The 26,087-nt window shown below is 29.7% G+C and carries 17 protein-coding genes and 1 pseudogene; 13 read left to right on the forward strand and 5 right to left on the reverse strand.

Features of this window, described 5'->3' with window-relative positions; translation table 11 throughout:
• The first annotated feature begins 24 nt into the window (after positions 1-24).
• On the forward strand, positions 25-2,673 hold the full coding sequence (locus ACFO3U_RS13660; RefSeq protein WP_379743614.1) for a T9SS-dependent M36 family metallopeptidase: 2,649 nt from the start codon (positions 25-27) through the stop codon (positions 2,671-2,673).
• A gap of 440 nt (positions 2,674-3,113) precedes the next feature.
• Here ACFO3U_RS13660 and ACFO3U_RS13665 read toward each other — a convergent pair whose 3' ends face one another.
• Positions 3,114-3,872 (reverse strand): THC0290_0291 family protein, encoded by a 759-nt coding sequence (locus tag ACFO3U_RS13665; RefSeq protein WP_379743617.1) that lies wholly within the window; start codon positions 3,870-3,872, stop codon positions 3,114-3,116.
• A gap of 250 nt (positions 3,873-4,122) precedes the next feature.
• On the opposite strand from ACFO3U_RS13665, the gene gdhA reads away from it, so the two are divergent.
• The 5 genes from gdhA to ACFO3U_RS13690 all read left to right on the forward strand — a co-directional run bounded on the left by gdhA (position 4,123) and on the right by ACFO3U_RS13690 (position 11,184).
• Complete coding sequence (gene gdhA, locus ACFO3U_RS13670; RefSeq protein ID WP_379743620.1) at positions 4,123-5,466, forward strand: NADP-specific glutamate dehydrogenase; 1,344 nt, start codon at positions 4,123-4,125, stop codon at positions 5,464-5,466.
• A 117-nt stretch (positions 5,467-5,583) separates the two neighbouring features.
• Positions 5,584-7,869, forward strand: a complete 2,286-nt coding sequence (gene porZ, locus ACFO3U_RS13675; protein WP_379743623.1) for a type IX secretion system anionic LPS delivery protein PorZ — start codon at positions 5,584-5,586, stop codon at positions 7,867-7,869.
• Positions 7,866-8,915 (forward strand): acyltransferase family protein, encoded by a 1,050-nt coding sequence (locus ACFO3U_RS13680; protein ID WP_379743626.1) that lies wholly within the window; start codon positions 7,866-7,868, stop codon positions 8,913-8,915. Before porZ ends, ACFO3U_RS13680 begins: the two co-directional genes overlap by 4 nt.
• Positions 8,905-9,618, forward strand: a complete 714-nt coding sequence (gene recO, locus ACFO3U_RS13685) for a DNA repair protein RecO (protein WP_379743629.1) — start codon at positions 8,905-8,907, stop codon at positions 9,616-9,618. Before ACFO3U_RS13680 ends, recO begins: the two co-directional genes overlap by 11 nt.
• A gap of 45 nt (positions 9,619-9,663) precedes the next feature.
• Positions 9,664-11,184, forward strand: coding sequence for a hypothetical protein (locus tag ACFO3U_RS13690; RefSeq protein ID WP_379743632.1), 1,521 nt, complete (start codon positions 9,664-9,666; stop codon positions 11,182-11,184).
• Here ACFO3U_RS13690 and ACFO3U_RS13695 read toward each other — a convergent pair.
• Positions 11,181-12,488: a M48 family metalloprotease gene (locus ACFO3U_RS13695; protein WP_379743635.1), complete on the reverse strand. Its 1,308-nt coding sequence runs from the start codon at positions 12,486-12,488 to the stop codon at positions 11,181-11,183. The two genes, ACFO3U_RS13690 and ACFO3U_RS13695, sit on opposite strands and share 4 nt — an antisense overlap.
• Positions 12,489-12,603: 115 nt before the next feature.
• Here ACFO3U_RS13695 and ileS point away from each other — a divergent pair, with 115 nt between their 5' ends.
• The 4 genes from ileS (at position 12,604) to ACFO3U_RS13715 (ending at position 17,067) form a co-directional block, all read left to right on the forward strand.
• Positions 12,604-16,005, forward strand: a complete 3,402-nt coding sequence (gene ileS / locus ACFO3U_RS13700) for an isoleucine--tRNA ligase (RefSeq protein ID WP_379743638.1) — start codon at positions 12,604-12,606, stop codon at positions 16,003-16,005.
• A gap of 10 nt (positions 16,006-16,015) precedes the next feature.
• On the forward strand, positions 16,016-16,396 hold the full coding sequence (locus ACFO3U_RS13705; RefSeq protein WP_379743840.1) for a TraR/DksA family transcriptional regulator: 381 nt from the start codon (positions 16,016-16,018) through the stop codon (positions 16,394-16,396).
• Positions 16,397-16,570: 174 nt separating this feature from the next.
• A complete protein-coding gene (locus tag ACFO3U_RS13710) occupies positions 16,571-16,720 on the forward strand; it encodes a hypothetical protein (RefSeq protein ID WP_379743641.1) in 150 nt (49 codons plus the stop codon).
• A 59-nt stretch (positions 16,721-16,779) separates the two neighbouring features.
• A complete protein-coding gene (locus tag ACFO3U_RS13715; RefSeq protein ID WP_379743644.1) occupies positions 16,780-17,067 on the forward strand; it encodes a hypothetical protein in 288 nt (95 codons plus the stop codon).
• Between the two features lie 133 nt (positions 17,068-17,200).
• On the opposite strand, the gene amaB is transcribed toward ACFO3U_RS13715, so the two are convergent.
• The 3 genes and pseudogenes from amaB to ACFO3U_RS13730 all read right to left on the reverse strand — a co-directional run.
• Positions 17,201-18,754 carry an L-piperidine-6-carboxylate dehydrogenase gene (gene amaB / locus ACFO3U_RS13720; RefSeq protein ID WP_379743647.1) on the reverse strand — a complete coding sequence of 518 codons (1,554 nt, stop codon included), beginning with the start codon at positions 18,752-18,754 and terminating at the stop codon, positions 17,201-17,203.
• Positions 18,755-18,909: 155 nt separating this feature from the next.
• On the reverse strand, positions 18,910-19,443 hold the full coding sequence (locus tag ACFO3U_RS13725) for a 3-hydroxyanthranilate 3,4-dioxygenase (RefSeq protein WP_379743650.1): 534 nt from the start codon (positions 19,441-19,443) through the stop codon (positions 18,910-18,912).
• Positions 19,444-19,954: 511 nt separating this feature from the next.
• Positions 19,955-21,049: pseudogene (locus ACFO3U_RS13730) on the reverse strand (endonuclease/exonuclease/phosphatase family protein); the annotation flags it as partial.
• A gap of 140 nt (positions 21,050-21,189) precedes the next feature.
• Between ACFO3U_RS13730 and ACFO3U_RS13735 the strand changes: the two are divergent.
• The 3 genes from ACFO3U_RS13735 to ACFO3U_RS13745 are packed head-to-tail and all read left to right on the forward strand — an operon-like array spanning position 21,190 to position 25,991.
• Positions 21,190-23,976 carry a TonB-dependent receptor domain-containing protein gene (locus ACFO3U_RS13735; RefSeq protein ID WP_379743653.1) on the forward strand — a complete coding sequence of 929 codons (2,787 nt, stop codon included), beginning with the start codon at positions 21,190-21,192 and terminating at the stop codon, positions 23,974-23,976.
• A gap of 14 nt (positions 23,977-23,990) precedes the next feature.
• Positions 23,991-24,623, forward strand: a complete 633-nt coding sequence (locus ACFO3U_RS13740) for a choice-of-anchor J domain-containing protein (RefSeq protein ID WP_379743657.1) — start codon at positions 23,991-23,993, stop codon at positions 24,621-24,623.
• Positions 24,624-24,629: 6 nt separating this feature from the next.
• Positions 24,630-25,991, forward strand: coding sequence for a DUF5689 domain-containing protein (locus tag ACFO3U_RS13745; protein WP_379743660.1), 1,362 nt, complete (start codon positions 24,630-24,632; stop codon positions 25,989-25,991).
• The last annotated feature ends 96 nt before the right edge of the window (positions 25,992-26,087 follow it).

The raw sequence follows: 26,087 nt of genomic DNA on the forward strand, positions 1-26,087 counted from the left end.
TTGCCATTAAACTATTAAGAAACCATGAAAAAATCGTTACTATTATTGTTTTTATTTACAATTAGTTTAGGATTTTCGCAAGAACCAATTGCAAAAATTCAAGAATATTTAACTAAAAACAAAACAAAATTTGAATTGACTAATCAAGATATATCTGATTGGACAATCGAAAGTAAAACAAATTCTGACGCAACAAAAATTGACAACTATTTCATTAAACAAAGACATCAAGGTATTGAAGTTTTTCAATCAAACTCAAATGTTTGGATAAAAAATGGAGAAGTTATTAATGCACTTTTGGCATTTGTTCCTAATCTTTCTCAAAAGGTAAATGCAATTTCGCCTTCTGTTACAGTATTAGATGCATTATCAAATGCTAGACAATTAGTAAATGACAACTCTGTTAATTCTCAAATTATTGAGACAATCTCAGCAAATGAATTTAAATTATCTAATGGTAATCAAATAGATAGCCCTGTACTTGCAGAGTTAGTTTATCAATTCAATGAAGAAGATAAAACCGTTCGTTTGGCATGGGATTTAAATTTTTATTCTCAAGATTCAAATCATTTATGGAGTATTAGAATTGATGCAATAACAAATCAATTATTAGAAAAACATGACTGGGTCATTTCTTGTACATTTGGTGATGCAAATCACAAAAATCATAATCATCAAAAAGAGTTTTTCTTTTCTAAATTAGGATTTAATGAGTTTAACAACACTATATTGAATCCACAATCAGGATCTTATAGAGTTATACCATATAACTATGAGAGTCCAAATCACATTACAAGACAGTTAATCGCAAATCCGCATAATACAACTGCTTCTCCATATGGATGGCATGATGTAAACGGTGTGGCTGGAAATGAATTTACAGACACAAGAGGAAATAATGTTTATGCTCAAGAAGATGCAGATGGGAACAACGGAACTGGTGCAAGTCCTTCTGGTGGAGCAGGTTTATTGTTTGATTTTCCATATGGAGGAACTGGTGTTCAACCAGCTACTTATCTAGATGCAGCTACAACAAACCTATTTTATATGAATAATATCATGCATGATGTATGGTACCAATATGGTTTTAATGAAATTAATGGAAATTTTCAAAAAAATAATTATGGAAAAGGAGGAATAACTTCATTTTTAGGAGATGCTGTTTTTGCAGACAGTCAAGATGGTTCATCAACTAATAATGCAAATTTTTCAACACCTGTTGATGGAGCAAACCCAAGAATGCAGATGTTTCTGTGGACTTATGGACCAACACCTAAATACTTAACGATTAACTCACCATCTGCCATTGCAGGTGATTATACGGTGGCAAATAATACATTTTCACCAGGTAATGTACCTTTACCTGCTGCACCAGGCTTAACTAGTGATTTTGTTCTTTATCAAGATGCAACTGGTGTAAATGAGGCTTGTACTGCTGCAACTAATGCAGCGCAGTTAAATGGTAAAATTGCAGTTATCAAAAGAGGGAATTGTGATTTTGTCTTAAAAGTAAAAAATGCACAATTAGCTGGTGCGGTTGCAGTAATTATGTTAAATAATGATACTGCTAATCCAAATACCTTAGTAGGTATGTCAGGATCTGATGCTACAATTACAATTCCTGCTATTTTTGCAACGTACAATCAAGGTCAAGCTATTTTAGCTCAAATGAGTTCTGGAACTGTAAATGGTACAATTAAAAATGATGTTGTATCATTTGTTAATACTGATGGAGATTTTGACAATGTTGTTATAGCACACGAGTATGGTCATGGAATTTCTACTAGATTAGCAGGTGGACCTTCAAATTCAAGTTGCTTAAGTAACTATGAAGCTATGGGAGAAGGATGGTCTGATTGGTATGGTCTAATGATGCAATTAAAAGCTGGAGATGTAGGAACGGATCCAAAAACTATCGGTACTTTTGTAGCTGGTCAGTCAGTAAACGGTGGAGGAATAAGACAATATCCATATAGTACGGATATGGCCATAAATCCCTTAACATTTATTGATTCAAATGAACCAATCCCAACTGACCCTTCAAATACTGGTTATAGGTATGTGATTGGAGAATTTTGGGCAACAACACTTTGGGATTTAACATGGGCATATATTAATAAATATGGATTTGATCCTAATATTTATAATGGAACAGGAGGAAATAATAAAGTGATGCAATTGGTTTTAGATGGCTTAAAACTGCAACCATGTAATCCAGGAATTGTTGCAGGTAGGAATGCATTAATTGCAGCTGATCAAGCAACAACTGGTGGACAAGATTATTGTTTAATATGGGAGGTTTTTGCAAGAAGAGGTGTTGGAGTAAACGCTTCATCTGGAAGCAACAATAATCCAAACGATCAAATACAAGATTTTACTGAGCCTTCTCCAGGACCAAACTGTGTGTTACAGGCAAGTTATTTTGATAATGATGATATGATTAAAGTTTTCCCTAATCCATCAAACGGGTTATTAAATATTGCTATTGCGAAATATAATGGAAAATTAAATATTGAATTATATGACATTAATGGAAGAAAAGTATTTAGTCAAAATATGAATGACTTTAATGCAGAAAAAACTATTAATCTTCAGTCAATTCAATCAGGAATATATTTATTAAAACTTGATGGGGATGATTTATCATACACTAAAAAGTTAATAATAAACTAAAAGAAATTATCAATAATAAAAAAAAACAGCACTTTATTTGGGTGCTGTTTTTTTAAGTCTTCTCCTGAAATTGCTATTTGCAAAAAATATCTTAATGGAAAACATGAAGATATTCGCAATGTGAAACTTACCCTAAAAGACTAAACTTTATGTCTTTAGATTACAAATTGTTCAATATATAAAACCTAACAAATTAAAAATTATTCAAGAAAAAAATTATAGTATTCAACCTCACTCAACTTTATTTTGTATTGAAATAGTGATACACAAAAGTGTCTTATTCGTAATACATAAAGAAAACCGCTATTTAACTAAACAAAAAAAAAAGACTACAAAATGTCTTTTAAATTATAAATTGTTTGAGAAATACAGCAAGGAATAATACCAATAGCTCAAGTAAAAGAAGAAGCATTAAACATCAGTGCTTCTTTTTTTATATTTTAGTTGAAGTAGTAAACGTATCCAAAATTAAAAGTCAACGAATAATCATTTGTTTTATTTTCAGGATAATCATTTCTATTAGGATTTATACCATCAACCCAGTCAGAAGTATAATATTGTAATCTTGAATCAAATATTAATGAGTTATAATCATCTAATCTATACCTAACACCAACACTAGAAGTTAATGAAGCAACAGGACTACTATCGTTTCTTGTTCCGCTAGAATATTTTTCAGGTGTAGTTAAAGGAGTTCCTATTGGTCCTAAGTCAGATTCAACTTTTGAAGTATAATAGCCAATTTGGCCTCCTAAACTGACATAAGGAGAAAATGTTTCACCTCTATTATAATCATCAGTTTTCCAAGGATAAAACTCCATTTGAAGTCCAAGATTTATAGTACTTGTAGATCCATGCATAGCTCTAAGTTGATTAGCAAAAACACTTGTTTTGGCTGGATCAACATATTTACCAAAGTGCTCTAAATCAGTTTTCATGTATGAAACATCTAGTCTTAATTTAAAATTTTCTCTTAAACTTCTATAGTTTTCAATAAATGAGAAATAATAAAATCCACCTACAGAAAACCCCATGTTTTTTGAAAAATTTTCAAAATCACCACGTTCACCATAATCAGATTTAAAAAAAACAGGACCAGCCATAATTCCAACTTCTTGATAAGTTCTTCCAAATTGTGCATGCGATTCAGCACCAAAAAACAGAACGAATAAAGACGGAATAATAAATTTTTTCAACATTTGGGTTTTATTACTTTGAACCACAAATATATAAAAACAATATTCACATTTGAAAATTTAATCTAAAAAAGACCTAAAAAGAATAGAATTTTAAACATTTGATAATCTAAGAAATTAAAATTTAAGTCAAATTACTAAAAATCAGTTAAATTTTATGTAGAATTACTAAAACTTCGATAGAATTATTACAATAAAATGTATATTTGCCAACGGTTACGAAAACGTTTTTTCTAATATAAATTACACTATTATGAGTGCAAGTATTTCATCATTTATTGATGCGGTTGCTAAAAGAAACCCAAATGAGCCTGAGTTTATGCAGGCAGTCAAAGAGGTAGCAGAAACTGTTATCCCTTTTATTGAAGAAAATAAAAAATATCAAAACAAAATGCTCTTAGAAAGAATGGTTGAACCAGAAAGAGTTATTATGTTTAGAGTGGTTTGGACAGATGATTCTGGTAAAACTCAAGTTAATAGAGGATATAGAATTCAAATGAATTCAGCTATTGGACCATATAAAGGAGGAATTCGTTTTCATCCATCGGTTAATTTAAGTATTTTAAAGTTTTTAGCTTTTGAGCAAACTTTCAAAAATAGTTTGACAACATTGCCAATGGGTGGTGGAAAAGGAGGAGCTGATTTTGATCCAAAAGGAAAATCTGACAATGAAATCATGCGTTTTTGTCAAGCTTTCATGACTGAATTATCTAAACATATTGGTGGTAATACTGACGTTCCTGCTGGAGATATTGGTGTTGGTGGAAGAGAAGTTGGTTATATGTTTGGTCAATATAAAAGATTAAGAAACGAATTTACAGGAGTATTAACAGGTAAAGGAATTTCTTTTGGTGGATCATTAATTCGTCCTGAAGCTACAGGTTATGGAGATGTTTATTTTGCTCAAAGTATGTTGGCAACTAAAGGTGATAGTTTTAAAGGAAAAACTGTTGTAGTTTCTGGTTCAGGAAACGTTGCTCAGTATGCAATTGAAAAAGCAACTGAACTAGGAGGAAAAGTTGTTACAGCTTCTGATTCATCTGGATATATTTATGATGCAGACGGAATTGATGCTGAAAGATTAGCTCATATCATGCAAATCAAAAATGTTGATTTTGCAAGAATTTCTGAATATGTAAAGAAATATCCAAACGCAAAATTTGTAGAAGGAAAACGTCCATGGGAAGTGAAATGTGATGTTGCTTTACCATGTGCTACTCAAAATGAATTAAATGAAGAGGAAGCAAAAGCTTTAGTTTCTAATGGATGTATCTGTGTGGCTGAAGGAGCAAATATGCCTTCAACTCCAGAAGCTATTGAAGTATTCCACAAAGCTAAAATTTTATTTGCTCCTGGAAAAGCATCTAATGCTGGTGGTGTAGCTACTTCAGGTTTAGAGATGTCTCAAAACTCTATCCGTTTAAGCTGGACAAGTGAAGAAGTTGATGAAAAATTAAAAAGTATTATGGCAAATATTCACGAAGCTTGTGTAAAATATGGTGCAGATTCTACTGGTTATGTTGACTATGTAAGAGGAGCTAATATTGCAGGATTTGTTAAAGTTGCTGATGCTATGCTTGCTCAAGGTGTAGTTTAAGATACAATTCTAAATAAATTTATAAAAGCTCTTCAATTTGAAGGGCTTTTTTTTATCATAAAAACGTAGTTTTAACGTTTATAAGTATATTTGCTAAAAAAAGGAACATTTCCTGCTATGAAAAAACTTTTTATATTTCTTTTGTTTACCGTTATTTCTTATTCTCAAACTAACCAACTTTGGAAAGGGTATTATTCGTATAATGAGATTATTGATATAAGCTATGGAAACACAAAAGTAGTTGCAGCTACTGAAAACGCTTTGTTTTCTAAAAATATAATTTCTGGAGATTTAAGTATAAAAAACTCTATTGATGGTTTTAAACCAGAGACAATCACAGCAGTTTATTACAGCCAAAATTATAATTTAACTTTAACAGGAAATGATAATGGTTTATTAATTATCACTAAAGATGATGGTACAATAATTAATAAAGTTGATATCATTAACGAAGTACCTGTGCCACCAAACACAAAGAAGATTAATCATTTTTATGAATATGAAAATAAAGTATATATTTCAACAGATTATGGTATAACAGTTTTAAAGTTAAACAATTTAGAATTTGAAGACACATATTACATTGGTAATGGTGGACAAGACATACCAATTCTTCAAACAACTGTTTTTAATGGTAATATATATGCTGTTACAAGTCCAAGTGGAATAAAGAGAGCATCAATAACAAACCCAAATCTTATTGATTATAATCAATGGATAAGTTTTGATACAGGTATTTGGAAAGGTATAACTAATTTTAATAATCAATTAGTTGCCTTAAATGCAGATAATAATGTATACAGACATAATGGGACTTTTTTTCAAAATGTTGTTTCTCTTCCTCAACCAGGAATAAAATTTATCTCAACAGAAGATAATTTAATTATTACCTGTAATAACCATGTTTATGTGTTAGATATTTTATTTTCTACAATAGCACATATAACCCAAATTCCAGATAATATAAATTTATTCACTTGTGCCATAACTATTGGTGACGATTTATTTATTGGCACCAAAAAAGAAGGTCTTTTTCAAACTAAACTATCAAATCCATTAACTTTTGAATTGCTTTCACCAAACGGACCTGTTCAAAATTACATTTTTAGAATAAAAAAAATTGCAAATGATTTATGGGCAACTTATGGAGGATATGACAGTACATACCAAACTAATTATTTATTAGAGAGCATTAGTAAATATTCCAAAGAAGTTGGTTGGAGTGAAATAGATTCTGATTTGTTATTTGGAGCTGGAGCTCTAACAGATATTGTTGCTAATCCAAATAATGAAAAAGAAGTTTATATAAGTTCTTTTCACAAAGGACTTTTAAAAATAAATGATGAAAATATAATACTTTATGATCATATAAATACTGCCCCAAATGGACTTGAAAGTCAACAATGGCAACCTGTTATACCAAATTTTATTTTGGTAGCGATAAATGGACCTGCATTTGATAACAAAGGTAATTTATGGATGACTAATTCTTTAACCTATAAAGGATTAAAAGAATTAAAAGCAAATGGACAATGGCAATCTTATGATTTTACTAATACATTGACAGAGCCATTTTACGAAAGATATTCTAGAATCGCAATTGACAAAAATAATACGAAATGGATACCGTCGTATAGAGCAAACGGGTTAATTGGTTTTAATGAAAATTACAATAATAAAACAATATTGCTAAAAGGAGATGATGAAGGGAATTTACCTAGTTTAGCTGTAAAATGTGTTGCAGTCGATAATAGAAATCAATTATGGATTGGAACTTTTAGAGGTTTACGTGTTTTGTCTTCTGTAGACAAATTTATAAATGAAACAGAATTAACCGCAAATTCAATAATTATAGAAGAAGATGGTTTAGCGCAAGAGTTATTTTATCAACAATCAATAGCAGATATAGAAGTTGATGGTGCCAATAATAAGTGGATTTCAATTGAGGGAGCTGGGGTTTTTCTTGTTTCACCTAATGGTCAAAACACTCTTTATCGTTTTACTAAAGAAAATTCTCCTCTTCCCAGTAATAGTATTTTAGATATTGAAATTGATAACGTTACAGGTGAAGTTTTTTTTGCTACAGAAAAAGGATTAATTTCTTTTTTAGGAGTAAATACAAAACCAAGTGACGATTTATCCAATGTATATGTTTACCCAAATCCTGTAAGGCCAGATTTTAACGGAACAGTGAAAATTAGTGGATTAATTGATAAAGCTAATATTAAAATTACTGATATTGAGGGTAATTTAGTGTATGAAACAACTTCAGAAGGTGGAACGATTGAATGGGATACAATGGCTTTTGGAAAATATAGAGTAGCATCAGGAGTTTATATGATTTTTATTTCAGCTGAAGACGGAATTGAAACTAAAGTTAAAAAAGTTATGATAATACGATGATTAAGAGTTTAAAAAGTATTCAAATTCAACAAGCAAATTGCTTTGATTTTTTAAGATTTTTTTTTGCTTTTCAAATTTTATTATACCATTTAGCCGTTCTTTCTCAAAATGAAAAGCTAACTATTTTGACTGTGTTTTCTAATGCTAATCTAGCAGTTAAAGGCTTTTTCATTATAAGTGGTTTTTTAGTTGCAAAAAGCTATCTTAACACAACTACATTGAAAATGTATTTTATTAAAAGAGTAAAAAGAATATTACCAGCCTATTTTTTTGTTGTTTTTTTAGCCGCTTTAGTTCTCTTTTTTGTGAGTAATTTGAGTTATAGTGAATACTATTGTAATGCAGATTTATATAAATATATTGTTTGGAATTCTATGTTTATGAATTTTGTTCATCCATGTTTGCCAGGAGTTTTTTATAATAACTTCATGTGTGTGGTAAATGGATCATTATGGACTTTAAAGGTAGAAGAAGGTTTTTATTTGGTCTTGCCTTTGCTTTTTTTTTTAATTTTTAAAATTAAGAAAACTGCATTAGTACTCTGTGTAATATATTTATTATCTTTCTTGTATTGGTATGTTTTAGATTTTCATTTTCGCAAGCCATTATTTGCAAAACAATTACCAGGGTATTTGTCATATTTTTGTACAGGTATTTTTTTATTTATTTATCACCAAAAATTATTCAAAAAAAAATGGCTTTATTTAGGTTTAGCTATATTAGTAATTTTAGCAACGTATAAAATTAACGTAGCTATAAATGTCTTTTACCCAATGGCTCTTGGAACAATAATAATTGTAGCAGCATATACAATTCCAATATTTAATAATTTTGGAAAATATGGAGATTTTACTTATGGATTGTATATCTATCACTTTCCTATAATTCAAATTTTCAAGCAATATAATTTATTTGACAAATACAATCCATTTTTGATGGCTTTCTGCATAATTATAATGACTTTTATTTTTGCAATTTTTTCATGGTTTTGTGTTGAAAGAAGATTTTTAGATAGGTACAAAAAACAATGTATAAATGCAAGTTAAAACCAAAGCAATTGTTCTTTCAATTTTAAAATTTCAAGAAAAAAGTCTTATTGTAAAATGTTTTACACAATCTGATGGTTTGAAATCTTATTTTGTTAGAAATGCATTTTCTTCGCAAAAAAACAATCAAAAAATTGCTTACTTTCAACCTTTAAATATTCTTGAAATTGAAGCTAATCATAAAAATAAAGGAAATTTAGAACACTTCAAAGAAATTAAATTAGCATTTCCTTATCAAAGTATAAATACCAATATTTTTAAAAGTACCATAGTAATTTTTCTATCAGAAGTTTTACATCACAGCATCAAAGAAGAAGAAAAAAACGAAAACTTATTCTCTTTTTTAGAAACTGCTTTACAATGGTTAGATACACATGAAGAAATATCAAATTTTCATCTTATTTTATTATTACAAATGACAAAATATTTAGGCTTTTATCCAGATATTTCTCAAAGAGAATTACCTTATTTTGAAACTATTGAGGGAGTTTTTTCCCTTTTTCAAGGTACAAGTTGCTTGTCAAAGCATGAAACGAGTTTATTTAACCGTTTAATTGATGTGAAATTTGATGATTTGCAATTAAATTTTGCTTCGGTTGAAAGGCAATTACTTTTAAAAATCCTATTAGATTATTATGCAATTCATCTTGACGGATTCAAAAAACCTAAATCACTAGAGGTTTTAAAGGAAGTTTTTAATTAATTTTTTTATTTCATAAACATTGCTATTTTTGAGAAAAATTTACAAATGAAAAAAAATATAATAATTCTTTTTACTATTTTGATTTACAGTATTACTAATGCACAATCAAAAGATTTATTAAAATTAGCAAAAGGAGATTTTTTAGGAATGAATGCAATATTCGATAGTAAAGAAAACCTATTTGGATATGTTTCTATTTATGGATATGGTAAATCTGGTGAAAAAACAAAAAAATTTGAATACGTAATTTTAGATAAAAATTTAAACCCAGTTGCAAACAAAGAATTTGAGGGAGACATTACTGTTGCAGATTATTATGCTTACATGGATTTTAAAGGGCAAATTATTTTGCAACCTTCTTCATTAGACTATAGTTTAAAATTAAAAGAAATGTTTTCACCATCATCAATGGTAATTGATGTAGATAAAAATGAAATACATAAGAAAATACATTATGATTATGATGGTAAAAATTTCATAGAAATTGATCAGCCTAAAAATTGGAAAGAAAACAAAAAAGAGGATAAGGCAGAAAAAAAAGAAAAAGGTTATAATTATGTTTCTCGTGTTTATGAAATTAAAGAAGGTGGGTTTTTAGTTACAGAATTTAATAATTATGGAACATATATAAACAATAACAGTATTAGTAGATTTGACGACAACAAGCAAGAAATATGGAAATACAAATACAATATATCTGGTGATAAGAAAAGCAAGGAAATTTTAAATGTAATTGAAAAAGATGAAAACTTTATTTATGCTTTTTTAGAAACAAATAAAAATAAAGACAAGTCTTTTAATTTATTAGTATTAGATATAAAAACAGGGAAAGAAGTTCACAACGAAAACTTATCTCAGCCAAATTCAGATGTTTTAGATAATATTTTATATTTAGGAAGAATAGATAATTGTAAAAATTTTGATGATTCTATTGTTCTATTAGGAAGAGATTATAAAAAAGGTAATTTAACACAAACTACAGGTTTCGTTCGTTTAATTATTGATAAAAAAAATTTTAGTATTGAAACTAAATACCTAAACTATGAATTACATTTAAAAAAGCATATACCTAAATTAGACAATTATGGAGGTGTAGAAGGTGGTTATTTATTAATACCAAAAGATGTGTTTTTTTTAAAAAACGGCAGTGTTGGAATTCTAATGGAAAAATACAAGCCACAAGGGCAATATTCTGCTTCTAAAACAACAGATTTAGTTTATATATATACCAATAAAGATTTTAGTGTCAATGGAGTTCAGATTTTTGAAAAAGAAAAAACAAAATGGTTTCACTCTGATTATCTTTTTTCACAATATTTAAATGATGGTAAGGATGTTGTTTTCTTTTTTAAAGACCGTCAAAAAGATAATGAGACTAAAGAGAAAAATTGGAATTTGTTTATTAATACATTGATTAATGGTAATTTCAAACAAGAAGTTGTTCCAATTTCTTCAAAAGAAAACATAATTTTTCCATATGTTGCTAAAGAAGGCTTTATTTTATTACAAGAATTTAATCAAAAAGAAAAATACAATAATGTGAGATTAGAACGATTGAATTATTAGGGAGTTTTATTATAAAAATCTGCAATATTTTTTATTTCTTCAATCTTTAAATTCCACATAAAATTTAAAAATTGCTGATAGCTTTCACTATGATTTTTTGGATCAACTGTGTCTAAATATCGATTGAGTTTATAATCTTTTCTTGCATCATATATTTTTTTAAAGCATTTACCTAGCCAATCTTTGTAGAAAGTTTGGTTTTCTAATTCTTCATCCTCTTCAAAAAACTGCATTGCAACATAAATACCTAATCCATATTTTTCATTGTAGTAAAAATTAGGTAATATTTCTGTTTTGGTTAAATCTCTTAATAAATTATATGATGAATCAGCTAATAATGATTTCTGTTCTTTTTCTAATTCATTAAAATAAGATTTTAAATTAGAAACTCTTTCTATTGTTTCAGGATGAGAAGCTATAGAATCTTTATCAAATTTTTGTTTATAACCCTCATAGTTATAAGAAGTAAAGTCATCATTTTCTAACCAATTCTCATTAAATTTTTGATGTGGTAAATCAAATAGATTTAAATAGATTTTTTTTGACACTTTATTAGGAGAAATTGTATCAAAATCTAATAAATTTTTAAGAGCATTTATATATTCAAATTGATTTTTGTTAGTTCTTTTATACAAAACATAACCTAAAGAATCGGCCTCAGTTTCATGTTTTCTTCTTAGTGCTTTTTCTGCATATATTCTACTTTTTACATAATCAAAAGCTTTTGTAGTGCGATTGTTTTTCTCTTCACGTAAACCCTTAACAATGTTCGACTCATTAAGGTTTTCAGTAATGTTTTTAATTTGACTATTTAATACATGGTTTAAAATGTTATGTCCTAACTCATGAGAAATTACAGCCATCAATTGATCTCTATTATCAAGCCAATTAAATAAACCCATATTTACTACAAAAGTGTTGTTAGCTAAACAGTATGCATTTGGATAATTACTCTTTTCAATTAATACCTTTATGTTATGAGGGATGTTTGGATTATCTTTTCTTAAATCACTAATAATATCTTGAACATATGTTTCTAAACCTGATTTAAAAGTGAAATTTTTATCTTTAATTTCTTCAATAAATTCAGATTCAAAATTTTTATAAGTGTTAATTAATGATTTAGATACTTTACCAGAATTATTTTCTTTAATACTTTTTATTAAGATCTCATTAGATTTTTTAAAATCTGATATAAATAGGGTTCTTTCTTTATAATCAGAAGTATCTACAAGCGTGGTTTTTTGTGCAAAACTTGAAGTTAAAAAGAAATAAAATAAAAAAACAAATAAAGTATTTCGCATATAATTAATTTTTTTTCCGCAAATATATCTAATATAACTATTTTATGACCTTTATTTTTTATTATCTTTTCTCAAAATTCATTACTTTCGCAAATTGATTTAAGAAAACGATAAAATGAGCACAAAATTTACTGAATATAAAGGACTTGACTTGCCAACTGTAGCATCAGAAACCCTTAAATTTTGGAAAGAAAACAACATATTTGAACAATCAGTTACTTCTCGTGAAGGAAACCAACCTTATGTTTTTTTTGAAGGACCTCCTTCTGCAAACGGTTTACCTGGAATTCACCACGTGATGGCTCGTGCTATTAAAGATATTTTTTGTCGCTATAAAACTCAAAAAGGATTTCAAGTTAAACGTAAAGCTGGTTGGGATACACACGGTTTACCAGTAGAACTTGGAACCGAAAAAGAACTAGGAATCACCAAAGAAGATATCGGAAAAACTATTTCAGTATCAGAATATAACGAAGCGTGTAAAAAAACCGTTATGCGTTACACTGATGTTTGGAATGACCTTACCGAAAAAATGGGTTACTGGGTAGATATGAATGATCCTTATGTGACCTACAAATCAAAGTACATGGAAACCGTTTGGTGGTTGTTAAAGCAAATCTACAACAAAGATTTGTTGTACAAAGGTTATACTATCCAACCGTATTCACCAAAAGCAGGAACAGGTTTGTCTTCACATGAAGTGAATCAACCAGGAAGTTATAGAGATGTAACTGATACAACTGTAGTTGCTCAATTTAAGGCAATTAATGAATCATTACCAGATTTCTTAAAAGGATTTGGAGATATTCATTTTTTAGCTTGGACGACAACTCCTTGGACTTTACCTTCAAACACTGCATTAACTGTTGGGCCAAAAATTGATTATGTTTTGGTGGAAACTTTTAATCAATATACATTTAGACCTATAAAAGTAATTTTAGCTAAGAATTTAATTGCAAAACAATTTACTAAAGGTTTTTTTGAGAGTACTGATGCAACTGATTTCGAAAATTTCAAAGAAGGAGACAAAAAAATTCCTTTTCAAGTTTTAAAAGAATTCAAAGGTGCAGATTTAGTCGGAATTCGCTACGAACAACTAATGAAATTGGCTTTGCCAAACGACAATCCAGAAAATGCTTTTAGAGTAATTTCAGGAGATTTCGTTACAACAGAAGATGGAACAGGAATTGTTCACACAGCACCAACTTTTGGAGCAGATGATGCTAAAGTGGCCAAAGAAGCTTCTCCAGAAGTTCCTCCAATGTTGGTCAAAGATGCTAATGATAATTTAGTGCCTTTAGTAGATTTACAAGGAAAATTCATTGAAGGTTTAGGTGACTATTCTGGAAAATATGTTAAAAACGAATATTATAACGATGGTGAAGCTCCAGAACGTTCTGCTGATGTTGAGATAGCTATCCAATTAAAAGAAGAAAACAAAGCCTTTAAGGTTGAAAAATACGTACACAGTTACCCACATTGTTGGAGAACTGATAAACCTATTCTATATTATCCATTAGATTCTTGGTTTATTAAAGTTACCGAAGTTAAAGAACGTATGTTCGATTTAAACGAAACCATCAACTGGAAACCAAAAGCAACTGGTGAAGGTCGTTTTGGAAATTGGTTAAAAAATGCAAATGACTGGAACTTATCTCGTTCAAGATATTGGGGAATTCCTTTACCAATTTGGAGAAATGATGAAGGAACAGAAGAAATATTAATTGGTTCTGTTGAAGAATTATACAACGAAATAGAAAAATCAATCGCAGCAGGTTTCATGACTGAAAATCCATACAAAGGATTTCAAATCGGAAATATGGACGAATCTAATTACGATTTAGTGGATTTACACAAAAATGTGGTTGATGATATTGTATTAGTTTCTCCATCAGGTAAACCTATGAAACGCGAAAGTGATTTAATTGACGTTTGGTTCGATTCTGGTTCAATGCCTTATGCTCAATGGCATTATCCATTTGAAAACAAAGAAAAAATTGACGGAAATCAAGATTTTCCAGCTGATTTTATTGCAGAAGGAGTTGACCAAACAAGAGGTTGGTTTTATACTTTACATGCTATTGGAACATTAGTATTCGATAAAATAGCTTATAAAAATGTAGTTTCAAACGGATTGGTTTTAGATAAAGAAGGACAAAAAATGTCTAAACGTCTAGGAAACGCAGTAGATCCATTCACTACTTTAGCTGAATATGGTCCAGATGCTACACGTTGGTACATGATTGCTAATGCAAATCCTTGGGACAATTTAAAATTTGATATTGAAGGTGTTGCAGAAGTTCGTAGAAAATTCTTTGGCACATTATACAATACGTATTCGTTTTTCAGTTTATATGCAAATATTGATAATTTCACTTTTGCTGAAGCCGAGATTCCATTAGAAGAAAGACCAGAAATTGACCGTTGGATTTTATCAGAGTTAAATTCTTTGATTAAAGATGTAGATACTTTCTATGCGGAGTACGAACCAACTAAAGCAGCAAGAGCAATTTCTGATTTCGTTCAAGAAAATTTGAGTAACTGGTACGTTCGTTTGTGTAGAAGACGTTTCTGGAAAGGTGAATATGGAACTGATAAAATTGCAGCTTATCAAACCTTGTATACTTGTTTGTTGAATGTGGCTAAACTTTCGGCTCCAATAGCTCCATTCTTTATGGACAAGCTTTACAGAGATTTAACACAGACTACACATTCAGAAAATTTTGACAGTGTACATTTGGCAAAATTTCCAGAATTTGTTGAAAAATATGTTGATAAATCGTTGGAGAGCAAAATGTTGAAAGCACAAACGGTCTCTTCTTTAGTATTATCGCTGCGTAAAAAGGAAATGATTAAGGTACGTCAACCGTTGCAAAAGGTAATGATTCCAATACTTGATGCTTCTCAGAAGGCAGAAATCGAAGCAGTTTCTGACCTAATAAAAGCAGAAGTAAATGTGAAAGAAATCTTACTTTTAGATGATGCTTCAGGGGTTTTAGTAAAGCAAATTAAGCCTAATTTTAAAGCTCTTGGACCACGTTTTGGAAAAGATATGGGATTGATTGCTAAGGAGATACAAAATTTCACTGCAGAAAACATCGATGAAATTGAAAGACAAGGTCAGCTTAGCATCAATATTGGAGAAAAAAGTATAAATTTAACATTAGAAGATGTTGAGATTTCTTCGCAAGATATTCCGGGTTGGTTGGTTGCTAGCGCTAATGGTATCACAGTAGCTTTAGACATAACAATCACCGAAGATTTAAGAAAAGAAGGAATTGCAAGAGAGTTAGTGAATAGAATTCAAAACATTAGAAAGGATAGTGGATTAGAAGTTACAGATAAGATAAAAGTTCAGTTACAAAACAATGGTATTTTAGAAGATGCAATAATGAGTAATGAAGACTATATCAAATCTGAAACATTAACCGAAAGTTTAGTTTTTGTGGATGAAATAATAAATGGCACAGAAATTGAATTTGATGACATAAAAACAACAATATTAATCTCAAAATAATACCCCTATGATGACAGAAGAAAAAACGAGATTTTCAGACGCAGATTTAGCTGAGTTTAAAGAATTGATTTTACAAAAGATTGAAAAAGCTCAAGCCGATTTAGATTTGATAAAAAGTGCTTATATGAATGATTTGAATAATGGAACTGATGACACATCACCTACATTTAAAGCATTTGAAGAAGGAAGTGAAACCATGTCTAAAGAAGCCAATTCTGCTTTGGCAATTCGTCAAGAAAAATTTATTCGCGACTTAAAGAACGCGCTTTTCCGTGTAGAAAACAAAACTTATGGTGTTTGTAAAGTAACTGGAAAATTAATTAACAAGGAGCGTTTAAAATTAGTTCCTCATGCAACTATGAGTATTGAAGCTAAGAATTTGCAACGATAATTTTTAAAATAACACAAAGCACTCTTTTAAGAGTGCTTTTTTAATACATTACATTATGAAGTTTAAACTACTTATTTTATTATTAATTCCTTTTTTACGTTTGCTAAATACTATAAAGCAACAGTTACTTTCTCTGACGGAAAATCATTAAATGGTTTTGTTGAAACGCCAAAGATGAAAGATTCAAAAATTAATTTTAAAGCAACTGAAAAAGGTGAAAAACAAGAGTTTGAAACCAATTCTTTAGAATCTATAGTTTTTACCTATGATAATAACACTTCAGTTACTTATGAAGCTACTTATATCATGAAATCAAAGGATTAAAGTATTCAAAAGAACCTTCTAAAAATAAACATTTACTGATTTTAGTTTATGATGGAATCATGAAAATTTATTGTGAAAACACTAATTCATCATTTTTAAATGATAATAAAGGTATTGGAAATGATGATAATTATTACATGAAGAGTAAAAATAAGCAATATCCTCAATTTGTTTTTACAAATATGAAAGGTTTTTCAGCTGGAAAATTTAATTATATCAAAAAAGCAATAAAAAAATATTTGGAAGATGATTGTCCACAAATTGAAGGATTATTATTGAAATATGATATAAAAGAAAATGGTTTTGGAAGAATTGGAGAGGTTTATGATGAAACTTGTGGGAAATAATAGGAGACTTTGACTCACAAAGTTTGTGTTACAATACCAAAAATAAAAAACAAACCCTTCTAAATAATTAAGTTTAGAAGGGTTTGTTTTTTTTAAGTCTTAATACTTAATTCTATAATTTTAATACTTTCTATTATAAATCAAACTTAATTCCTTGTGCTAAAGGCAACTGATCTGAATAGTTTACTGTATTGGTTTGTCTTCTCATATATACTTTCCAAGCATCAGAACCTGATTCTCTTCCACCACCAGTTTCTTTTTCACCACCAAAAGCACCACCAATTTCAGCACCAGAAGTTCCGATGTTTACATTTGCAATTCCACAATCTGAACCTGCAAATGACAAGAATTTTTCTGCTTCTTTCATTTCATTGGTCATAATGGCTGATGATAAACCTTGAGCTACACCGTTTTGTAATTCAATCGCATTTTCAACTTCACCTGAATATTTCATTAAGTATAAAACTGGAGCAAAAGTTTCATGTTGAACGATTTCAAAATGATTTTCAGCTTCTATAATTGCTGGTTTCACATAACAGCCAGATTCGTATCCTTCTCCTTCTAAAACACCACCATCAACTAATACTTTTCCACCTTCAGCTTTGGCTTTTTCAATCGCAGCTAAGTAAGTATTTACAGCATCTTTATCGATTAGTGGTCCAATATGATTTTTTTGATCTAATGGATTTCCAATTGTTAATTGTTTGTAAGCTCCTACAATTGCATCTCTAACTTTATCATAAACCGATTCATGGATGATTAGTCTTCTAGTTGAAGTACATCTTTGTCCAGCTGTTCCAACTGCACCAAAAACAGCTCCAGGAACAACTACTTTTAAATCTGCAGTTGGAGTAATAATGATAGCATTGTTACCACCTAATTCTAATAAAGATTTTCCAAAACGTTCCGCTACTTTCGCACCAACAATTCTTCCCATACGAGTTGAACCTGTTGCAGAAATTAATGGAATTCTAGTATCAGTAGTCATCATTTCACCCACTTTATAATCACCGTTGATGATGCATGAAATTCCTTCTGGTAAATTGTTTTCTTTTAAAATTCCAGCAATGATGTTTTGACAAGCAATAGAACATAAAGGAGCTTTTTCTGAAGCTTTCCAAACGCAAACATCACCACAAATCCATGCTAAAGCTGTGTTCCAAGACCAAACGGCTACTGGAAAGTTAAACGCAGAAATGATACCAACCACACCAATTGAATGCCATTGTTCTCTCATTACGTGACCTGGTCGTTCTGATGGAATTGTCTGTCCGTTTAATTGACGAGATAAACCTACAGCAAAATCACAGATATCAATCATTTCTTGAACTTCACCGTAACCTTCTTGTAAAGATTTCCCCATTTCGTAAGAAACTAATTTCCCAAGAGGTTCTTTTAATTCTCTTAATTTGTTTCCAAATTGACGAACAATTTCTCCTCTTTGTGGAGCTGGCATAGCTCTAAATGTTTTGAAAGCCGAAGTTGCAGCTTGCATTACTTTTTCGTAATCTTCTTTTGTTGTAGCTTTTACTTTTCCTATTAATTGACCATCGACAGGAGAATAACTTTCAATGATTTCTCCATTTGAAAACCATTCGTTTCCTGTTGAGGTTCCTTCGTTAATGGCTTTCACTCCTAGTTTTTCTAGTGCTTCAACCATTCCGAATTGTTGTGCTATTGTTGACATTGTAACTTTTTTTAATGTTTTTGTTATATTTTTAGCAAAAATAGTGGTTTTTTTATGATATTCATAATAGCCCAGATAGTAATGGCATCCTTTTTATCTTTTTTGCATAAAAAAATAAAAAGATAGAATGAATAGCTGGAAAAAGCTCCAAAAAATTATTTTACAAATCGTTTGTCAGTTTCCATAACTGTTCCACATTTATCACAAGTTCTCAATTTTTCTGAACCATAAAAATGTTTGAAATGAGCCAAGAAATCTACTTCGATATCTTTTAATTCAAAATAAACTTCATATAATTTATGGTTACAGTTGTCACAAAACCAAAGTAGTCCATCAGGAATATCTTGTCCGGCACGTTTTCTTTCTACGACTAAACCAATAGAATTTTCTTCTCTAACAGGTGAATGTGGTACTTTTGCGGGAAGAAGAAACATATCTCCAGGTCCTAATTTCATAGCTTTCTTTTTGCCATTATCTTGAACATAAACAGTGATATTTCCTTCTAATTGATAGAATAATTCTTCGGTTTCGTTGTAATGATAATCTTTTCTGGCATTTGGTCCTGCAACAATCATTACGATATAATCACCTGAACTTACATACAAGTTTTTATTGCCAACAGGTGGTTTTAGTAAATCTCTATTTTCTTCAACCCATTGATTGAGGTTGAATGGTTTTTGAATTGCCATAGTAATGTATTTTGTCTTACGAAGTTACTAAAAATAAAAAAGGTTAGCGTGAACTAACCTTTAATTTATGATATAATTGTAAAATTTATTTTGTGATTGTAAGTGTACTTTCTTTATAGTTTACTTCAACTTTACCTAAAGTTCTTAACGAATTCTCTCCAATAACTAATGGTGATGAAATACTATTTGTAATTACTGCTGTTACATTTGTTAGGCTAAAACCATTAAATTCAATACTGTCAATTGATAAGGTAGATCCTTCAGGGATTCTTCCATCAGAAAGAGAATAAGCTTGTTCACCAGAATAGTTTTCAGGCTTCACTTTTCCTGTTTTTAATAAAAATAAAGCATCTTTTCCTGAAATTAAAATATCTTCGACATCAGCATCATATACAAAACTTGATGAAGCTCCATTAACTGAACATGGAATTTCTATTTGACCTTCTTTGTTTTTTGTGAAAGAAATTTCTTTTTTTGATGAAATGGCTTTTGTTACTATCTGTCTATTTGGTTTTTGCTCTCTTATTATATAAACATAGACAGGAAAGTGATCACTAAAACCAGGAACACCATTAGAATTTCGTAAAGGATAACCTTTATATTGCCCTTCTTTTTGAATTAAGAAATCTTTGTTATATACTCCAGCTTTCCAATAGGTCCAAGAAGAATAGTCTTTATTTATGTAAGGTTCAGAAAGCATTATTTGGTCAAATAAATCCCAAGAATCTCTGTAAGCTAAAGAACCAATTCCATTGTTAGACATCTCTTCCATTGGATTAAAAATGCCAAATTTTTTCACATCTTCTTTTCTAGCAACTGCTCCAATTCCTTTTTTTACACTTTTATTGTATGGTCCATCATTTAAATCTCCCATTGTAATAATTTTCGCATTTGGATTTATTTTAAATAATGAATCAATAATTTTTCTATTTAAAGCACCTGCTGCCTCACGAGAAGGACTACTTTTTTTCTCACCACCAGAACGAGATGGCCAGTGATTCACAATAAAACTAACTTCTTCACCATCAAGTAATCCAGTAACTAATAATTGATCTCTTGTGTATATTCTTTTTGATTTAGTATCTACAACTTCAGTATCATCTGTTTCCTCTTCTTTTTCTTTTTTGTTGTTTTTTGATGCATCCTCATAAATATATAAAGGTACATTAATATAACTTGTTGGTTTAAAATGCAAAGGGTCGTATAGAAAGCCTGTGTCAATTCCTCTATGATCTGGAGAATCAAAATGTACAATTTTATAGTTTTTGTTGATTAGTCTAGGTTGTTTAACCAAGTCTTCAAGAACTCTTCTGTTTTCTATTTCACAAACACCAATTATTGTTGGGCTACTTCTTTGTTGCTCATTAGTACCTATTTCAATTAATACTCTACTTAAATTATCTAATTTCTTTTTATAGTTCTTATAAGTCCACCCTCTAGCAGGTAAATATTCTTCATCATTAATTGTTGGGTCATTAATAGTATCAAATAAATTTTCTAAATTATAGAAAGCAATGGTGTGTAATTCAAATTTTTTTTCTTGTGAAAACCCTTTGTTTACTGACGTTATAAGTAAAAGCGCAATAATTACTTGTTTAATTTTCATTTGTCTAATGTTATTTTAATATCAATTTTCTTCAAACTTTGGGCCAAAGGTATATAATATTGTTAAAAATTGTACATTTGCAGACTGTTAAGTTATATTCTTAACACAATTTTAATATTCAAAATTAATTTAATTTTTTTATGAAAAGACTATTATTAAGTATTTTATTTTTAATACAAACAATGGTTGTTTTTAGTCAAGAGGCTAGTTTACAAGGTAAGGTTATTGATTCTAAAACATTAAAACCACTTCAAAATGTAGTATTAACTATTGAAAGTACTAATCAATCTAAAGTATCAAACTCTAATGGAGTTTTTAAATTTGACAAAGTACCTTCAGGAAATCATTCTTTAATTGTTACTTACACAGGATACACCACTCAAGTGTTTCAGTTGGAATTAACAGAAGGTGAATTATTAGACTTAGGAACAGTTGTAATAGAAGAGGACATTACTACAGAAAGACAATTAAGTCTTGTTACGATTACTGAAAATGACTTAGGTGATGATAATAGTGGTTCAGAAAGTACCTCTGGGTTATTACAGGCTTCAAGAGATGTATTTCAACAAGCAGCAGCATTTAACTGGGGTCTTGCTAGATTTAGAATAAGAGGTTTAGATAATGAATATGGAGTAACTATGATTAATGGTTTAACCATGAATAAATTATATGACGGAAGACCACAATGGAGTAACTGGGGTGGATTAAATGATGCTACAAGAAATCAAGAATTTTCTATGGGTACAACACCTTCAGATTATACATTTGGAAATATATTAGGAACACAAGAAATAAATACTAGAGCTTCTTTTTATCGTCCAGGAAACAGAGTTACTTTTTCAGGAACAAATACAAACTATAGTTGGAGAGCTATGGCTACTCACGCTTCAGGTTTCAATAGTAAAGGTTGGGCTTATACCCTTTCTGCTTCAAGAAGATGGGCACAAGAAGGCCATTTTGAAGGAACAGATTATAGTGCAAACTCTTTTTTTGCTAGTGTTGAGAAAAAAATCAATGATAAACATAGTTTAAATTTAACATCTATTTTTGCTCAAAACAGTAGAGGTAAAAGTTCTCCAAACACTCAAGAGGTTACTGACTTAATGGGATATAAGTATAATTCTTATTGGGGATACCAAAACGGTAAAAAAAGAAACTCCAGAGATAAGGATATCCAAGAGCCAATGTTAATTTTATCTCACTATTGGAAAATGAATGAGAATAATAGATTAAACACTAATATCTCATATCAATCAGGTTCTATTGGAAATTCAAGAATTGACTTTACTAATGGAAATAATCCAGACCCAACATACTATAGAAATTTACCAAGTTATTTTTTAAATACATTTGACAATGACGGTAATTATACTCCAAATCAAGTAGGTGCTGATAACGCAAGAAATTTCTTTTTGAACAACAGTCAAATTAATTGGAATGCTATGTATATAGCTAATCAAAATAGCTCATTTGGTGGAAGAAGTATTTACGCTCTATATGAAGATAGAACAGATGATGATCAATTTAACGCTAATTCAATCTTGACTTCAAGTTTGTCGGATAATGTAAGCTTAAATGCAGGAGTTTCATTTAAAAAATTAAAGTCACATAATTTCCAAAATTTAGTTGATCTGTTAGGAGGAAATTATTATTTAGATATTGATCAATTTTATGTTGGAGATGCTTCACAATCAGATTTAAATAACCCAAATAGACAAGTTGGAGAAGGAGATACTTATGGCTATAATTATAACTTACATGCTAATGTTGCTGATGCTTTTACACAATTTAAATTCACTTATAATAAAGTAGATTTCTATTTAGCACAATCTTTTTCAAGAACAGAATATCAAAGAGAAGGTTTATATAGAAATGGAATTTATGCTAACAACTCTTATGGTGACAGTGAAAAAGTAAAATTTGAAAATTTTGGTTTCAAAGGAGGATTAACTTATAAAATCACTGGTCGTCATTTATTAAGCTTTAATGCTGGATATTTAACTAAAGCTCCTAATTTGAGAAATACTTTTTCAAATGCTCGTTTAAATAACAATTATACTCCAGATTTGGAAAGTGAAAATATAATGAGTTTGGATGCTAATTATATTATTAGAGCTCCAAAATTAAAAGCTAGACTTACTGGTTTTATGACAAAAATTCAAAATACTAGAGAAATTTCATTCTATTATGCTGAAAATATTTCTGATGTTGTTGGTGATGAAGATGCCTTTATTAGTGAAATAGTAACAGGAATCAATAAAAAGAATATTGGTGCAGAGTTAGGAATTGAATATCAAATTACTTCTACATTAAAAGTAACAGGTGCTGCTTCTTATGGACAATATATTTATGATAACAATCCAAACTTGTATATTAATGATGACGCTCAAGCAAGTGCAACAAATACTAATCCTCTAACTTCTTATGGTAAATCTTACCTAAAAGACTACAAACAAGCGGGTATGCCTCAGCAAGCTTATTCTCTTGGCTTAGAATATAGATCTCCTAAATTTTGGTGGGTTGGAGCAAACGTAAATTATTTAGCAGATAGTTATATTGATGTTTCTAATGTTTTAAGAACAGATAATTTTACACTTGACAATTCTGGCATTTCTTTTGACGGTGCTGATGAAGCAACAGTTAGAAGATTATTAAAACAAGAAAAATTTGACTCTTTCACTTTAGTAAACCTTATTGGAGGAAAATCTTGGAGAATTAGTAAGAAGAATAGAAACACAGTTGGTTTCTTTGCTTCAATAAATAATTTATTTGATATCGAATACAAAACAGGAGGTTTTGAACAATCTAGAAAAGCAACATTCCCAGATTTACAACAAGATTTAGTAAGTGGAACAAGAACTTTCGGGCCTAAATATTTCTATGGTTATGGAAGAACTTATTTCTTAAACTTCTACCTTAATATCTAAAATAAAAAAGAACTATGAAAAATATATTTATAAAACCGATTGTCTTAATGACATTAAGTTTAGCAGTTTTTACAAGCTGTGTAAAAGAAGATGATTTTGCAATACCTACGCTTAAACCAGTTTTATTTACTGAAAATTTTGAAGATATCACAACAGGTAGTGGTTCAAATGAAGTAGCAATTAACCTTGAAGGATGGATAAATACAAATACATCTAATACAAGAGTATGGTCTGGAAAAACATTTAGTAGTAATAAATTTGCTGAGTTTTCTTCATTTTATTCTGCATCTGGAACAACTGATGATGCTTGGTTAATAACAAAAGCAATAGATTTATCAACTTCAAATAATAAAGTATTATCTTTTACTTCTGTTAATCGTTTCTATAATGGAAGTGTTTTAAAAGTTTATATCTCTGAAGATTATGATGGGACAATACCTGGGATTTCAACAGCTAATTGGACAGAATTAAATCCAATTCTTCCAACAAGTAGTGCACAAGATGATGATAGAGTTTCAAGTGGACCAATGGATATCAGTAGCTTTATGGGAACTAATGTGAGAATTGCTTTCAGATATCAAGGAAGTAAATCATCTAATCCTACAACTACTTTTCAATTAGACGATATTAAAATTTACGAAAATTAAATAGCTATGAAAACAATTAAAAATTTAACACTAATATCACTTTTGGCAATCTTTACGGGTTGTGTAAACAGTGATGAGTATAACACACCAGACTTATCTTCTGAGTGTGTTAATTTAACGGCAACAAAAAATGTTGAGGATATTACAAATGCTGCAACTTCTACAGCAACTCAATATACCAATGATGATATTATCGAAGCGTATGTAACTTCAAGTGATGAAGGTGGGAATTTTTACAAATCAATTTCTTTTCAATCAGTTGATGGAACTAAGGGATTTAGTATGCCAGTTGATACATACAACTTATTCAATGAATTTGAGCCAGGAAGATTGGTTTATATTAACATGAAAAACCTTTATGTATCAACTTCACAAAGCTCCACAATTATTGGTAGTTTATACAATGGAAATGTAGGAAGAATAAGTGGTGTAGAATATAAAGATGTTTTAAAAAGAGGATGCACAAGCGTAGATGAAAATGAGATTCTTAAAAACCTAACAGTTTCTAATGCAAAAAACAATCAATATTTAAATATGTTGGTTGAGTTTAATAATGTTCAGTTTACAGATGCTTCTCTAGGAAAAACTTTTTACGATCCTTCTCTTAACAGTATTGGTGGAGCAACAAACCATTTGATAACTGATGAGTTTGGACAAACTATTATAGTTAGAATTAGCGAATTTGCGAATTTTGCAGCAAACGCTATTCCTAGTGGAAGTGGAAAAATAAGAGGTGTTCTAACAAAATATAATAGTGATTTTCAATTTATGATTAGAACCATTAATGATGTTAATTTATCAAATGATCGTCTAGAATTGGATTTTTATCCTCCTATAGTTGGAAATAATATTGTCTATAATGCAACATTAAACGAACCGTTTACATCATATACTACTACAAATCAAGAAAACTTTCCTAAGTACATTAATGATGCAGCACAAGGAGGTAGATATTGGCAAAGAAAGACCTTTGGAGGTAATACCTACATTCAAATAACTTCTTTTGGAGGTGGAAATACAGATACAAATCAATCGTTATTTATTGTTCCAGTTGATATGACAGCAGCTAGTACGTTATCATTCAAAACTAATGATGGATACAACAATGGAGCAACTTTTAAAGTTTTCTACACAACTAATTATGTTCCAGGTACTCAAATAACAACTGCTACTTTAGTAGATATTACATCAAACTTTACTATTTCTTCTGGAAATACTAGTGGGTATGGTGCTTCGTTTACAAATAGTGGTGTATATAATATTCCAGCTTCAATTACTGGAAATGGATTTTTTGTATTCCAATATTTAGGAAATGGTGCTTCTGGACCAACTACAACAATGCAATTAGATGATATAGTTATCAACTAATTAACATTAAATCCTAAAATAGTAATAAAAAAACGCTCTTGTATAAAAGGGCGTTTTTTTATACAATAAAATCCATTACTTTTGTGAATTAAATTT

Source organism: Flavobacterium ponti (genome assembly GCF_042652765.1).
Taxonomy (GTDB): domain Bacteria; phylum Bacteroidota; class Bacteroidia; order Flavobacteriales; family Flavobacteriaceae; genus Flavobacterium; species Flavobacterium ponti.